Below are 13,109 nucleotides of genomic sequence, written 5' to 3' on the forward strand. Positions count from 1 at the left end.
ACATCTGACGATGCGCCTTGTTTTTTATCCCCTGGCTGTGCTGATGCCAGCCACAGGATCAGTTAACCGCGTCTTTCAGCGCTTTACCGGCACGGAAACCCGGAACTTTCGCAGCCGCGATGGTGATTTCCTTGCCCGTTTGTGGGTTGCGGCCAGTGCGGGCTGCACGTTCACGAACGGAAAAAGTACCAAAGCCAACCAGCGCTACTTCATCACCAGCCTGCAGAGATTCAGTAACGGAATCAATCAAAGCATCTAACGCACGTCCAGCCGCTGCTTTAGAAATATCGGCACCTGCGGCAATTTTGTCTATCAGTTGAGATTTATTCACTCTTCTCTTCCTCTCTTTATATTTTATATCGCACCGGGATCCTTCATGGCGCGACCGCGCAGCAGTTATAGCAGTCCTCACATGCCCTTACAACAGGAGTTGTTGATGGCACCCCGGACCGGCAATCTAAATTAGCTATACAAAAAAAGGCTGGCAAGTGCGAAAACACTTACCAGCCCTGTTTTTCTCAGCGCGCTTGCGTCAGGTCACTATTTTGCTGTGGCGACCTGCATGCCGTACGGCGCGTTTTGCAGCGCCAGCGTCAGCACTTCTTCGATGCGCTTAACCGGGTGGATATCCAGATCGGCAATCACGTTCTCCGGAATCTCTTCCAGGTCGCGTTTGTTCTCGTCCGGGATCAGCACAGTTTTGATGCCGCCACGGTGCGCTGCCAGCAGCTTCTCTTTCAGACCGCCAATCGGCAGCACCTGACCACGCAGCGTGATTTCACCGGTCATCGCCACATCGGCGCGTACCGGGTTACCGGTCAGGCAGGAGACCAGCGCGGTGCACATCGCGATACCGGCGCTCGGGCCATCTTTCGGCGTGGCGCCTTCCGGCACGTGAACGTGAATATCACGTTTTTCGTAGAAGTCGCTATTAATGCCAAGCTTCTCAGCACGCGCGCGAACAACCGTTAACGCCGCCTGGATAGATTCCTGCATCACTTCACCAAGAGAACCGGTGTAGGTCAGCTTGCCTTTGCCCGGCACGCACGCGGTTTCGATAGTCAGCAGATCGCCGCCCACCTCCGTCCACGCCAGGCCCGTCACCTGCCCTACGCGGTTTTCGCTGTCGGCGCGACCATAGTCGAAGCGCTGCACGCCCAGGAAATCTTTCAGGTTTTCACCGGTGATTTCGATGCGTTTGAGCGATTTATCCAGCAGCAGCTGTTTCACCGCTTTACGGCACAGTTTAGAGATTTCACGCTCAAGGCTACGTACGCCCGCTTCGCGAGTGTAGTAACGGATGATGCCAATAATGGCGCTGTCATCAACGTTAATCTCATTCTCTTTCAGCGCGTTACGCTCGATCTGCTTCGGGAGCAGGTGGCGCTTCGCGATGTTGAGTTTTTCATCTTCGGTGTAACCGGACAGACGGATCACTTCCATACGGTCCAGCAGCGGCGCCGGAATGTTCATGGAGTTGGACGTCGCGACGAACATGACGTCGCTTAAGTCGTAATCCACTTCCAGATAGTGATCGTTAAAGGCCACGTTCTGTTCCGGATCGAGCACTTCCAGCAGTGCGGAAGCCGGATCGCCACGCATGTCAGAAGACATTTTGTCGATCTCATCGAGCAGGAACAGTGGGTTTTTCACGCCCACTTTGGCCATTTTCTGGATAAGTTTACCCGGCATGGAGCCGATGTAAGTACGGCGGTGACCGCGGATTTCCGCTTCGTCACGCACGCCGCCCAGCGCCATACGGACATATTTACGACCGGTCGCTTTGGCGATGGACTGACCGAGCGAGGTTTTACCTACCCCCGGCGGCCCGACCAGGCAGAGGATCGGCCCTTTAATTTTGTTAACACGGCTCTGAACCGCGAGGTATTCCAGAATGCGGTCTTTGACGCGCTCAAGGCCGTAGTGGTCGGTATCCAGGATTTCCTGGGCCTGACGCAGGTCTTTTTTGACTTTGCTGCGCGCGTTCCACGGCACCTGCACCATCCAGTCGATATAACCGCGTACTACGGTCGCTTCGGCGGACATCGGCGACATCATTTTCAGCTTCTGCAGCTCGGCTTCGGCTTTCTCTTTTGCCTCTTTCGGCATTTTGGCCGCGTCGATTTTACGCTTCAGCGCTTCGTTTTCGTCCGGCGCGTCGTCCATTTCGCCGAGCTCTTTCTGAATGGCTTTCATTTGCTCGTTCAGATAGTACTCGCGCTGGCTTTTTTCCATCTGTTTTTTGACGCGATTACGAATGCGTTTCTCAACCTGCAGCAGGTCGATTTCCGATTCCATCATCGCCATCAGGTATTCCAGACGCTCGTTGATGTCGGACATTTCCAGCACCGACTGCTTGTCGCTGAGCTTCAGCGGCATATGCGCGGCGATGGTATCCGCAAGACGCGCCGGATCGTCGATGCTGTTAAGCGACGTCAGCACTTCTGGCGGGATTTTTTTGTTCAGCTTGATGTAGCCTTCGAACTGGCTGATCGCGGTGCGCACCAGCACTTCCTGCTCGCGCTCGTCGATAGCCGGCGATTCGAGGTATTCCGCTTTCGCCGCGAAATGGTCGCCGTTGTCGGAAAGCGTAGTGATACGCGCGCGCTGCAAACCTTCGACCAGCACTTTGACGGTGCCGTCCGGCAGTTTCAGCATCTGCAAAATAGACGCCACGGTCCCGACGGTAAACAGATCGTTCACGCCCGGCTCATCCGTTGAGGCTTCTTTCTGCGCCACCAGCATGACTTTTTTGTCATTATCCATGGCGGCTTCAAGACAACGAATAGACTTTTCCCGTCCCACAAACAAAGGGATAACCATGTGCGGATAAACCACCACATCGCGCAATGGCAATACGGGGATTTCAATGCGTTCAGAACGCTCAGGATTCATAGAGCTCTCTCTTAGTTTAGTTTCCGCCTGGTGATGGGGCGCATGTGAACGCACTTCACGGCATCACCAATTAAGTAAATCAGTATATGGGGATGTTTCCCGGACATTCAACGGCACGGAAGCAGGAAAAATAAATGGGGGAATATTTCCCCCATTTATTGTTAACTGATTGTCGAAACGGGCGAATTATTCGCCGGATGCCTGCTGGGCTTCCGGCTTGCCGTAAATCAGCAGCGGCTCGCTCTGGCCGGCAATCACCGACTCGTCGATGACCACTTTTTCCACTTCTTCCATGGACGGCAGATCGTACATGGTCTCAAGCAGCGCCGCTTCTACGATAGAGCGCAGACCACGCGCGCCGGTTTTACGGGACATCGCTTTCTTGGCGATGGCTTCCAGCGCTTCGTCGCGGAACTCAAGCTCCACACCTTCCAGATTAAACAGCGCCTGATACTGCTTGGTCAGGGCGTTTTTCGGCTCTTTCAGGATCTGGATCAGCGCGTCTTCGCTCAGCTCGTTCAGGGTGGCAACCACCGGCAGACGACCGATGAATTCCGGGATCAAACCAAACTTGATCAGATCTTCCGGCTCCACCTGAGAGAGCAGTTCGCCTTCGGTCGCTTTCTGCGACTTGCCTTTGACCGTCGCGCCAAAACCAATGCCGGAGCCGGTTTCTACGCGGTTTGCGATAACTTTATCGAGGCCCGCGAATGCGCCGCCGCAAATAAAGAGGATCTTGGAGGTATCCACCTGCAAGAACTCCTGCTGCGGATGCTTGCGACCGCCCTGCGGCGGTACGGCAGCCACGGTACCTTCGATAAGCTTCAGCAGCGCCTGCTGAACGCCTTCGCCGGACACGTCGCGCGTGATGGACGGGTTATCGGATTTACGGGAGATTTTGTCGATCTCATCGATATACACGATGCCGCGCTGCGCTTTCTGTACGTCGTAGTCGCACTTCTGGAGCAGTTTCTGGATGATGTTTTCCACGTCCTCACCCACGTAACCAGCTTCGGTCAGCGTGGTGGCGTCAGCCATGGTGAACGGCACATCCAGCAGGCGCGCCAGGGTTTCGGCGAGCAGCGTTTTACCGCTACCGGTCGGGCCAATCAGCAGAATGTTACTTTTGCCAAGCTCAACGCCGTTAGACGTGTCGCCATTGCGCAGACGTTTGTAGTGGTTATAGACCGCTACCGCCAGCACCTTTTTCGCCTTTTCCTGACCGATAACGTAATCGTCAAGATGGCTACGAATTTCATGTGGCGTCGGCAGAGCGCTGCGTTCACGGTGCGGAGCCACTTCTTTAATCTCTTCGCGAATAATGTCGTTACACAGATCGACACACTCGTCGCAGATATACACGGACGGCCCGGCAATCAGTTTGCGCACTTCATGCTGGCTTTTGCCGCAAAAAGAGCAGTACAACAGCTTGCCTGAGCTGTCTTTGCGCTTATCTGTCATGAGTCAAAACCTCTTTTCTGTTCTTAGTGCCGCACGCGACAACGCCATGCCAATACCAGCGCCTGCCGCCAGGATACCGAGGACCACCTCTTAATGAGTATAGCGGCCCTCGCGTGGCGGGCGTCAGTTACGGTGGGTCATGATGGAGTCAACCAGACCATACTCTACTGCTTCACCTGCAGAGAGGAAACGGTCGCGCTCGGTGTCTCTCTCGATTTGTTCAAGAGGCTGGCCCGTATGTTGCGCCATCAGTTCGTTCATGCGTGCTTTCACTTTCAGGATTTCGCGGGCGTGGATTTCGATATCCGTCGCCTGCCCCTGGTAGCCGCCCAGCGGCTGGTGGATCATTACGCGCGAGTTGGGCAGGCAGAAACGTTTCCCTTTCGTGCCCGCGGTCAGCAGGAATGCGCCCATTGACGCCGCCTGGCCCATACAAATGGTGCTGACGTCCGGCTGAATAAACTGCATGGTGTCGTAGATAGACATCCCGGCGGTGATTACCCCACCCGGCGAGTTAATGTAAAGATAGATGTCTTTCTCTGGGTTTTCCGCTTCCAGAAACAGCATCTGCGCGACAATCAGGTTGGCCATCTGGTCTTCGACCTGGCCGGTCAGAAAAATGATACGTTCCTTGAGCAGACGGGAGAAAATATCGTAAGAACGCTCGCCGCGCGAGGTCTGTTCAACAACCATCGGCACCAGAGCCATATGGGGTGCAAATTGATCACGTTCGTCACTGTATGACATATCCGTCTCCTGGATAAATATTCTGAGTAACCTGCTGCACTGATTCTACTTGAGACCGTACAGGATGACTATGCTCCTGCCGGTAAACACCTTACGGACGGATTATCAGCCAGTCGTTCACTTCTTACTGTTTCATTAATGGGGATAATGATGCCCTGTTTCAAGCATAACAATCTTTTGCTGTTACGCTAACACCGAAACACCCATAACCCGCCATTTTTGGGTAGGAAAAGTGACAAAAAAGCCCGTCACCCTGCGGTGACGGGCCCCATGTGCCTCGTCGTGAAACGATGAAAGGGCTTACGCCTGCTGGTTCATCAGTTCGTTGAAAGAGGTCGGTTTTTCGGTCACTTTGGCTTTCGCCAGTACCGCTTCAACCGCCTGCTCTTCCAGCGCCACGTTGCGCATGTTGTCCATCAGCTCGTTGTTCTTGCTGTAGAACTCGATAACTTCTGACGGATCTTCGTAAGCGGAAGCCATCTCTTCGATCAGCGCTTTCACACGATCTTCGTCAGCTTTCAGCTCGTGGGTACGAATCACTTCGCCCAGCAGCAGGCCAACAACAACGCGACGTTTAGCCTGTTCTTCGAACAGTTCGCGCGGCAGTTCCAGAGCCTGTTTCTCGTTACCGCCGAAACGCTGTGCAGCCTGACGGCGCAGCACGTCGATTTCGCCGTCGATCAGCGCAGCCGGAACGTCGATGTTATTCGCGTTCACCAGACCTTCGATAGCCTGAGACTTGATGCGGTTACGCACGGCGCCTTTCAGTTCGCGCTCCATGTTTTTACGCACTTCAGCACGCAGACCGGCAACAGAACCATCTTCCACGCCGAAACGTTTGATGAATTCTTCAGTCAGTTCCGGCAGTTCGCGCTCTTCAACTTTCTTCAGGTTAATGACGAATTTCGCCGCTTTACCTTTCAGGTTTTCCGCGTGGTACTCTTCCGGGAAGGTCACGTCGATGGTGAACTCTTCGCCCGCTTTGTGGCCTTTGATGCCTTCTTCAAAGCCCGGGATCATGCGGCCCTGGCCCATCGCCAGTACGAAGTCGGTCGCTTTGCCGCCTTCGAACTCTTCGCCGTCTACAGAGCCGGTGAAGTCGATGGTTACGCGATCTTCCGCATCAGCGGCGCCGTCTTTGTCTTTCCAGGTCGCCTGCTGCTTGCGCAGGGTATCCAGCATGGTATCTACGTCAGCGTCGGTCACTTCAACAACCGGTTTTTCCACTTCGATAGATTCCAGGCCTTTCAGCTCAACTTCCGGGTACACTTCGAACTCTACCGCGTAGGTGAAGTCTTCGCCCAGTTTGTATTCGCCCGGAACGTAGTTCGGCGCGCCAGCCGGATTGATTTTTTCTTTGATGATGGCGTCAACGAAGTGACGGCTCATCAGATCGCCCAGCACATCCTGACGCACGGAAGCGCCATAACGCTGAGCAACAACATTCATCGGTACTTTGCCTTTACGAAAGCCGTCGATACGCACTTTCTTTGCCACGTTGACCAGCTCGCTTTTTACAGCGTTCTCGATGCTGTCAGCAGCGATAGTAATCGTTACACGGCGCCCAAGGCCCTGAGTGGTTTCAACTGAAACTTGCATCTTGTTACCTCAAAAAATCACAGTGCTCGGTCAACTCTGGAAGCCCTATGGTATTCGCTTCGCAGAACCGGGACGTCTTCTTTAGCAGAAACACTATCCCTGTCGCCAGAATCGTCCCGAAGACATTCCGAAAAATAAGACGCAGCATTATAGCGGCATCCCCTTGGGGAGTCGAGAAAAGCCAGCCGAGGCATTGCGGCACTTTTCACACTTCCCGGCAAAATTACGACTGAAAAGTGCACATAGCGCGCAAAATTCAGGCAAAACAAAAACGGCCGCGCAGGCCGTTTCGTTTTCTTACCGCTGGCGCAACATACTGGAAAAGCTCCCGACGTTGCAACTGTGATTGATTAGGCCAGCGTGCCGGCTCCCCGACAGGCCGGTGAAGGCAGGACCGTATCCTGTAACCCTTCCCACTCTTTGAGGGTGTAGGTATGCAGCGCCAACGCATGCACCGTCGAGGCCAGCTCTTCGCTAAGGATGCCGTAAATGAGGCGGTGACGGTTTAAAAAACGCTCGCCAACAAAGCGATCGCTGACCAGCACGACTTTGAAATGGCTTTCAGAGCCTGCCGGTACGTTATGACGATAGCTTTCATCCACTACATCCAGAAAGACAGGCTCAAAGGCTGCCTTCAGTTTTTCTTCGATCTGCTCGCGTATCATCATAAGACTCTCCTCGACCACGCTGCGATGGCAGCCATCACTTTAAAGGTTAGCCGCTTTTACCGTTTCCATTGTCAAAAAACAACACAATTTTAACTTTTGCAGCCGCTTCGCTTTGTGGCAGGCTTTGCGCCCGGTAGCGCCGTTTTACGGTAATTTTTCACGGCGTGAAGCCAGACGGCGGTCATAAAAAAGACATTGCGTTATTTTCAGTCGCCTGGCCTCTTCCCCTCGCGCATGGCGATGCTATGATGGCGGGAATTTTCTTCTTTATTGCCCATGGACCGTTGAGAGCCTGAACATGTTAAAAAAAGTACTCTTCCCGCTCGTCGCCCTTTTTATGCTGGCCGGATGCGCCACTCCGCCGACGACGATTGAAGTCTCCCCGAAAATCACCCTCCCGCAGCAGGATCCGAGCCTGATGGGCGTGACCGTGAGCATCAACGGCGCTGACCAGCGTCAGGATCAGGCGCTCGCGAAAGTCACCCGCGACAACCAACTGGTGACGCTGACCGCCTCTCGCGATCTGCGTTTCCTGCTCCAGGAAGTGCTGGAAAAACAGATGACCTCCCGCGGTTACATGATTGGCCCAAGCGGCGCGGTGGATCTGCAAATCATCGTCAACCAGCTCTATGCTGACGTCTCGCAGGGTAACGTGCGCTACAACATCGCCACCAAAGCGGATATCTCTATCATCGCCACCGCGAAAACCGGCAATAAGATGACCAAAAACTACCGCGCCAGCTACTCTGTTGAAGGCGCGTTCCAGGCGAGCAACAAAAACATCGCCGACGCCGTCAACTCCGTGCTGAGCGACACCATCGCGGATATGGCGCAGGACACCAGCATTCACGAGTTCATTAAACAGAACGCGCGTTAATCCTACTTGTTGTTAAAGGCCCGGTTCGCCGGGCCGCTTTTTTACGGCCGCCCATGCACAGTTCTTATTTACGTCTTTTCCAGCAGCCGAAATCCGCTATTTTACTGATCCTCGGCTTCGCTTCTGGTCTCCCGCTGGCGCTTACGTCCGGCACGCTCCAGGCCTGGATGACGGTCGAAAATATCGATCTGAAAACCATCGGCTTTTTCTCCCTCGTTGGTCAGGCTTACGTCTTTAAATTTCTCTGGTCGCCAGTGATGGACCGCTATACGCCGCCGTTTCTCGGCAGACGCCGCGGCTGGCTGTTTATCACGCAGCTCCTGTTACTGGTCGCCATCGCCGCGATGGGCTTTTTAGAGCCGTCAACGCATCTGCGCTGGATGGCAGCGCTGGCGGTGTTGATTGCGTTCTGCTCGGCGTCGCAGGATATCGTGTTTGACGCCTGGAAAACGGACGTACTGCCCGCGGACGAACGCGGAACGGGCGCTGCGATTAGTGTTCTGGGCTACCGGCTGGCGATGCTGGTGTCCGGCGGTCTTGCGCTCTGGATAGCGGACCACTGGCTTGGCTGGCAGGCTACGTACTGGCTGATGGCCGCGCTACTGATCCCCTGCATTATCGCCACCTGGCTTGCGCCCGAACCGGACGAGGCGATCCCCGCGCCGCGCACGCTGGAGCAGGCAGTGGTCGCACCGCTGCGCGATTTCTTCGGGCGCAACAACGCCTGGCTTATTCTGCTGCTGATTGTGCTCTATAAGCTTGGCGACGCGTTCGCCATGAGTCTGACCACCACCTTTTTAATACGTGGGGTCGGCTTTGACGCCGGTCAGGTGGGGATGGTGAACAAGACGCTGGGGCTGCTCGCCACGATTATCGGCGCGCTTTTCGGCGGCGTGCTGATGCAACGGCTCTCGCTGTTCCGCGCGCTGCTGATTTTCGGCATTTTGCAGGCGGTCTCAAACGCGGGTTACTGGCTGCTGTCGGTGACGGATAAACATCTGCTGAGCATGGCCGGGGCGGTCTTCTTTGAAAACCTGTGCGGCGGCATGGGCACCGCGGCGTTTGTGGCGCTACTGATGACGCTCTGTAATAAGTCGTTCTCGGCCACACAGTTCGCCCTGCTTTCCGCGCTCTCGGCCGTGGGCCGCGTTTATGTCGGCCCGGTGGCAGGCTGGTTTGTGGAGGCTTACGGCTGGCCGACGTTTTATCTTTTCTCGGTCGCAGCGGCCGTGCCGGGCCTTCTGCTTTTACAGTTGTGCAAGGGAACGCTGGAATATATGGGCGATACTGGCGAGTTCCTGCGCCGCCAGGCCTACCCGGCGGGCTACCGGTTTGCGCTGCGCCTGCTGCTGATTGGCTGCGTGCTGCTTGGCGTCTGGCTGCTGGTGATTATCAGCAACGCGCTCGGCCTGAGCGCGTTGACCTTCGGCGTCACGCTGCTTGAGGCAGGCATAGCGCTGGCGCTTGCCGGTATCGTGCTCGGCTGCCTGCTGGATTACCTGGCGCTGCGCAACGGCTCTGCGCGTTCACAACCCTAAGCGTAATAACGTAATCATGTTGCTTATTATCGCGCTGTAGACTTTGCTGCCGAACGGAATCAACAGCAGGTTGATTATCCACGGAAGCTGACTGATAAGATTTACAGGAAACCCCAACGGCCCGGAGATAATATCAATGGGCCAGCGCCACCAGACCCGCATCCGCGGCCTTAAACACGCCACCAGCACCGCCCCGATAATGACGACCACATACAGCAGCGGCGTGATTTCATGGTTTTTGTGGTAAAACCCGACGGTATATCGCGCAAGCTCTCCCACCGGAAGGGCAAGTAGCGCGACGGATAACAGCACATAGCCCACACGAATACCGATCCGCTGACGGCTGCCTTCCGGGTAGCGGTTCCAGAGAGAAGGTATGCCAAACAGGTAAACCACCACTATCGCGCCGACGATACCGACATCCACCGCCGTCACCTGCGGGTCGATCGCAAGGAAACCCAGCACGCTGCCCCAGAAGAGCACAGCCATAAAGGTATAGAGTGGCAGCGCCCAGCCAGGCGCAGATAAAAGCTCAATCATGACCGGATTCAGACGCTGCCACATCCCCGGATGCTCGCTGCACATCGCGCGCGTGCGCTGGCGTGCCTCATCCAGAAAACCGGGCCAGAAACGTCCCCACCAGGGCAGTGGCGCCTGCGGTTCGCTGATAAGCCGCCAGCGGGCTTTCGACAGCCAGTTCGCCTGATGCTGCCCGCGCTCCACCACCATCCGGTAATCTTCTTCCGTCGTGGCGATACGCGCTTCAAGCGCCCAAATCAGCACGTCAGGCAGCGCCGTGCTGCGGTAGTGATCAAGCTCCCAGCCCATTATCCTGCCCACATGCTCCAGCATGCCGCGCGTCAGCCACTGCTCCTGGGAGAGCGCATCGGCAAGCCGCTCGCTGAAATAACGGCGTGCCGCCAGCGCATCCGGCAGCCCGGTAGCGAGAAACGTCTCTAATTGCCCACAGCCTGCCATCTCGTCAGCCACGATTGTGGGGGCGAGCGCCTGCGCTTGTTCGTTAAGCGTTTGTGCATCCCAGTCCGCCAGCGACACGGTTTCAGCCTGCGGCAGAGGCTCATCCTGCGCCGTTAACGACGTTTGCGGCGTAAAGCGGTACGTGATGACGCTTTCATCATCCGCCTCTTCACCCTCTTCTTCGTCGTCATACGCCTGATAACGCTGCGCCGCCTCATAGGCTTCGCGTAGCTGCTGATACTTTTGAGGATCCTGATCAGGGCGGTGTTGCTTAACGATTTTCGCCCAGGCGCGGCGCAGCGCGCCCTTATCTTTCGTTGGCTCAAGGCCAAGTAGCATCCAGGCGTCCATTAGCGTAATCCGTCGTCAAACTGCGCGAGGATCTGCTCCAGCGCCTGACGCGCGAGCGCGATCTCTCGCAGATCCTGGCTCTCGAGCGCCTGCTCGAACCGCGCGCTGTAGTGATCGATAAGATGGCGTCTTTCGCCGAGCGTTTGCTCATAACGCAGGCTCGCCTGCGCCAGCAGTTGCCGGTTCTCTGTGCGGTCGCGCGGGTGAATTTTCAGGGCGTCTAGCTGCGCCAGACGCTGTTTAATCTCTTCCAGGCTAAGGCTGCCGGGGGCACGCTCAATCACCAGCGACGCCGCGCGCTCCTGCCCGTCCACTTTGCACTCCACTTCCAGAATGCCGTCGAGGGTATAGGTAAAGCGCACGTCCACCGTCACCTCGCCCGCCGGGCGCGGGGGAACATCAAGCGTGAATTTATCGAGCAGAATATTTTCCGCGACCCGGCGCGCTTCGCCCTGAAACACGGCGATCTCAAGCTGGCGCTGGTTATCGTAAACAGTGGATATAGAGCGGAACATGCTGACAGGCACAAAGCTGTTGCGCTCAATAATGGGAAGAAAATACCCGCCATCATAGCGATCGCCGTTGCGGCGCGCCGTTTCGATGCCAAGAGAGTAAGGCATGACGTCGGTAAGCACGATGTCATCGAGCGCCGCGTCAAGACTGGCAAGCCCGGCCTGAATGCCCGCGCCGAGCGCGACCACTTCATCCGGGTTGAGTTCGGCGCGCGGGAAGCGGCCAAACATACGCGCGGCCAGCTGGCGCACCACCGGCATGCGCGTGGCGCCGCCCACCAGAATCACATCGTCCAGATCGCTGATGTCAAAGCGGGCGTCGCGCAGCGCCTGGATGACCGGTTGTTTGAGGCGCGCCAGCAGCGGCTGGCAGATCTCCGTTAAAGTCTCGTTGTCGAGCGTCCACGTCATCTCATGGCCGCCCGCGCTGAGCGTGGCGGTCGCCTGCGCCTGGTGCGTCAGTTGCCGCTTGAGGCTTTCCGCCGCCTCCACCAGTTGCGCCGCTTCTTGCGCGCCGGACGGCTGGTAGTGCGGATAACGCGAGAGCATCCACTGGCGGATGATGTCGGTGAAGTCATCGCCGCCAAGCCTGGCGTCGCCGCTACTGGCCCGCACTTCAATCACGCCTTCAAACATATCGACAATGGAAACGTCAAACGTGCCGCCGCCCAGATCGAAAACCAGAAATTTTTGCTCGCGGTTATCGGCAAGGCCGTAGGCGAGCGAAGCCGCCGTAGGTTCATTCACCAGCCGCTCAACCGTAAGCCCAGCCAGATGCCCGGCGGCTTTCACCGCTTTACGCTGGATATCGTTAAACCAGGCCGGCACGGTGATCACCGCGCGGGTAACGGGAGCGCCAAGCGCTACTTCCGCATCGGCTTTCAGCTTGCGAAGCACTAAGGCGGACAGCTCTTCGGCGCGAAAGCGGTGTTCGCCGAGTGCAAAGATTTTATCGGTGCCCATGTAGCGCTTGAAGCTCGCATGAGTAAGTGCCGGATGGCTCACCAGCCGCGCTTTCGCCGCCTCGCCCACAATCAAATGGCCGTCGTCATCCAGCCCGACCACCGACGGCGTGAGGACGCACTTCTGGCTATCGGCAATCAATGTGGCCTGCCCTTCATTAAACCAGGCCACCGCGCTGTTGGATGTCCCTAGGTCGATGCCGACGAGCGGCGTTGCTGTTTCCATGTGTATCAATCCTTTACCCTGAATATTTGTTGTTTTTTTGTTGCTTTTATCGCCAGAAAAAAAGCACAACGAAGAAAGAGTTCCAATTTACTGGTCAATAAAATAGCATCTGATTTGCTTAGATATATTTATCGAAATTTGGTAGCAGAGACTTTAAATAATTTCGTTTATCATTCTGTGCGACATTATTTTTAACGATTCAGCACCGGGAATAATTATTTCCGCGCCGTTATTGTTTCTCATTTGAAACCGCGTTGTTAATTTATTGTATGTTATTTTCTCCCCGATATACTCA

Annotated in this window: 10 protein-coding genes; 2 read left to right on the plus strand and 8 right to left on the minus strand. The window is 56.0% G+C overall.

Features of this window, described 5'->3' with window-relative positions:
* Positions 1–58: 58 nt before the first annotated feature.
* From hupB to bolA, 6 genes are all read right to left on the minus strand, one after another.
* The gene (gene hupB / locus AFK66_RS14270; protein ID WP_007781367.1) at positions 59–331 is read right to left on the minus strand and encodes a nucleoid-associated protein HU-beta; all 273 of its coding nucleotides are present in this window, start codon (positions 329–331) and stop codon (positions 59–61) included.
* 209 nt (positions 332–540) lie between these two features.
* Positions 541–2,895: an endopeptidase La gene (gene lon / locus AFK66_RS14275; RefSeq protein ID WP_004387728.1), complete on the minus strand. Its 2,355-nt coding sequence runs from the start codon at positions 2,893–2,895 to the stop codon at positions 541–543.
* A 186-nt stretch (positions 2,896–3,081) separates the two neighbouring features.
* Positions 3,082–4,356: an ATP-dependent protease ATP-binding subunit ClpX gene (gene clpX, locus AFK66_RS14280; RefSeq protein WP_004387729.1), complete on the minus strand. Its 1,275-nt coding sequence runs from the start codon at positions 4,354–4,356 to the stop codon at positions 3,082–3,084.
* A gap of 123 nt (positions 4,357–4,479) precedes the next feature.
* Positions 4,480–5,103: an ATP-dependent Clp endopeptidase proteolytic subunit ClpP gene (gene clpP, locus AFK66_RS14285; RefSeq protein WP_004387730.1), complete on the minus strand. Its 624-nt coding sequence runs from the start codon at positions 5,101–5,103 to the stop codon at positions 4,480–4,482.
* 300 nt (positions 5,104–5,403) lie between these two features.
* Positions 5,404–6,702, minus strand: coding sequence for a trigger factor (gene tig / locus AFK66_RS14290; RefSeq protein WP_004387731.1), 1,299 nt, complete (start codon positions 6,700–6,702; stop codon positions 5,404–5,406).
* Between the two features lie 350 nt (positions 6,703–7,052).
* Positions 7,053–7,370: a transcriptional regulator BolA gene (gene bolA, locus AFK66_RS14295; RefSeq protein WP_004387733.1), complete on the minus strand. Its 318-nt coding sequence runs from the start codon at positions 7,368–7,370 to the stop codon at positions 7,053–7,055.
* A 298-nt stretch (positions 7,371–7,668) separates the two neighbouring features.
* On the opposite strand from bolA, the gene AFK66_RS14300 reads away from it, so the two are divergent.
* Both AFK66_RS14300 and ampG read left to right on the plus strand, forming a co-directional pair.
* Entirely contained in the window at positions 7,669–8,247 is a 579-nt protein-coding gene (locus tag AFK66_RS14300; RefSeq protein WP_004387734.1) for a lipoprotein, read from the plus strand.
* A gap of 53 nt (positions 8,248–8,300) precedes the next feature.
* On the plus strand, positions 8,301–9,785 hold the full coding sequence (gene ampG, locus AFK66_RS14305) for a muropeptide MFS transporter AmpG (RefSeq protein WP_007781358.1): 1,485 nt from the start codon (positions 8,301–8,303) through the stop codon (positions 9,783–9,785).
* Here the strand turns inward: ampG and AFK66_RS14310 are convergent.
* Positions 9,774–11,114: a J domain-containing protein gene (locus AFK66_RS14310; protein ID WP_007781356.1), complete on the minus strand. Its 1,341-nt coding sequence runs from the start codon at positions 11,112–11,114 to the stop codon at positions 9,774–9,776. The two genes, ampG and AFK66_RS14310, sit on opposite strands and share 12 nt — an antisense overlap.
* Positions 11,114–12,814, minus strand: coding sequence for a molecular chaperone HscC (locus tag AFK66_RS14315; RefSeq protein ID WP_007781354.1), 1,701 nt, complete (start codon positions 12,812–12,814; stop codon positions 11,114–11,116). Before AFK66_RS14315 ends, AFK66_RS14310 begins: the two co-directional genes overlap by 1 nt.
* Positions 12,815–13,109: the final 295 nt, after the last annotated feature.

This window comes from Cronobacter malonaticus LMG 23826, from assembly GCF_001277215.2.
In the GTDB taxonomy this organism is placed as follows: Bacteria; Pseudomonadota; Gammaproteobacteria; order Enterobacterales; family Enterobacteriaceae; genus Cronobacter; species Cronobacter malonaticus.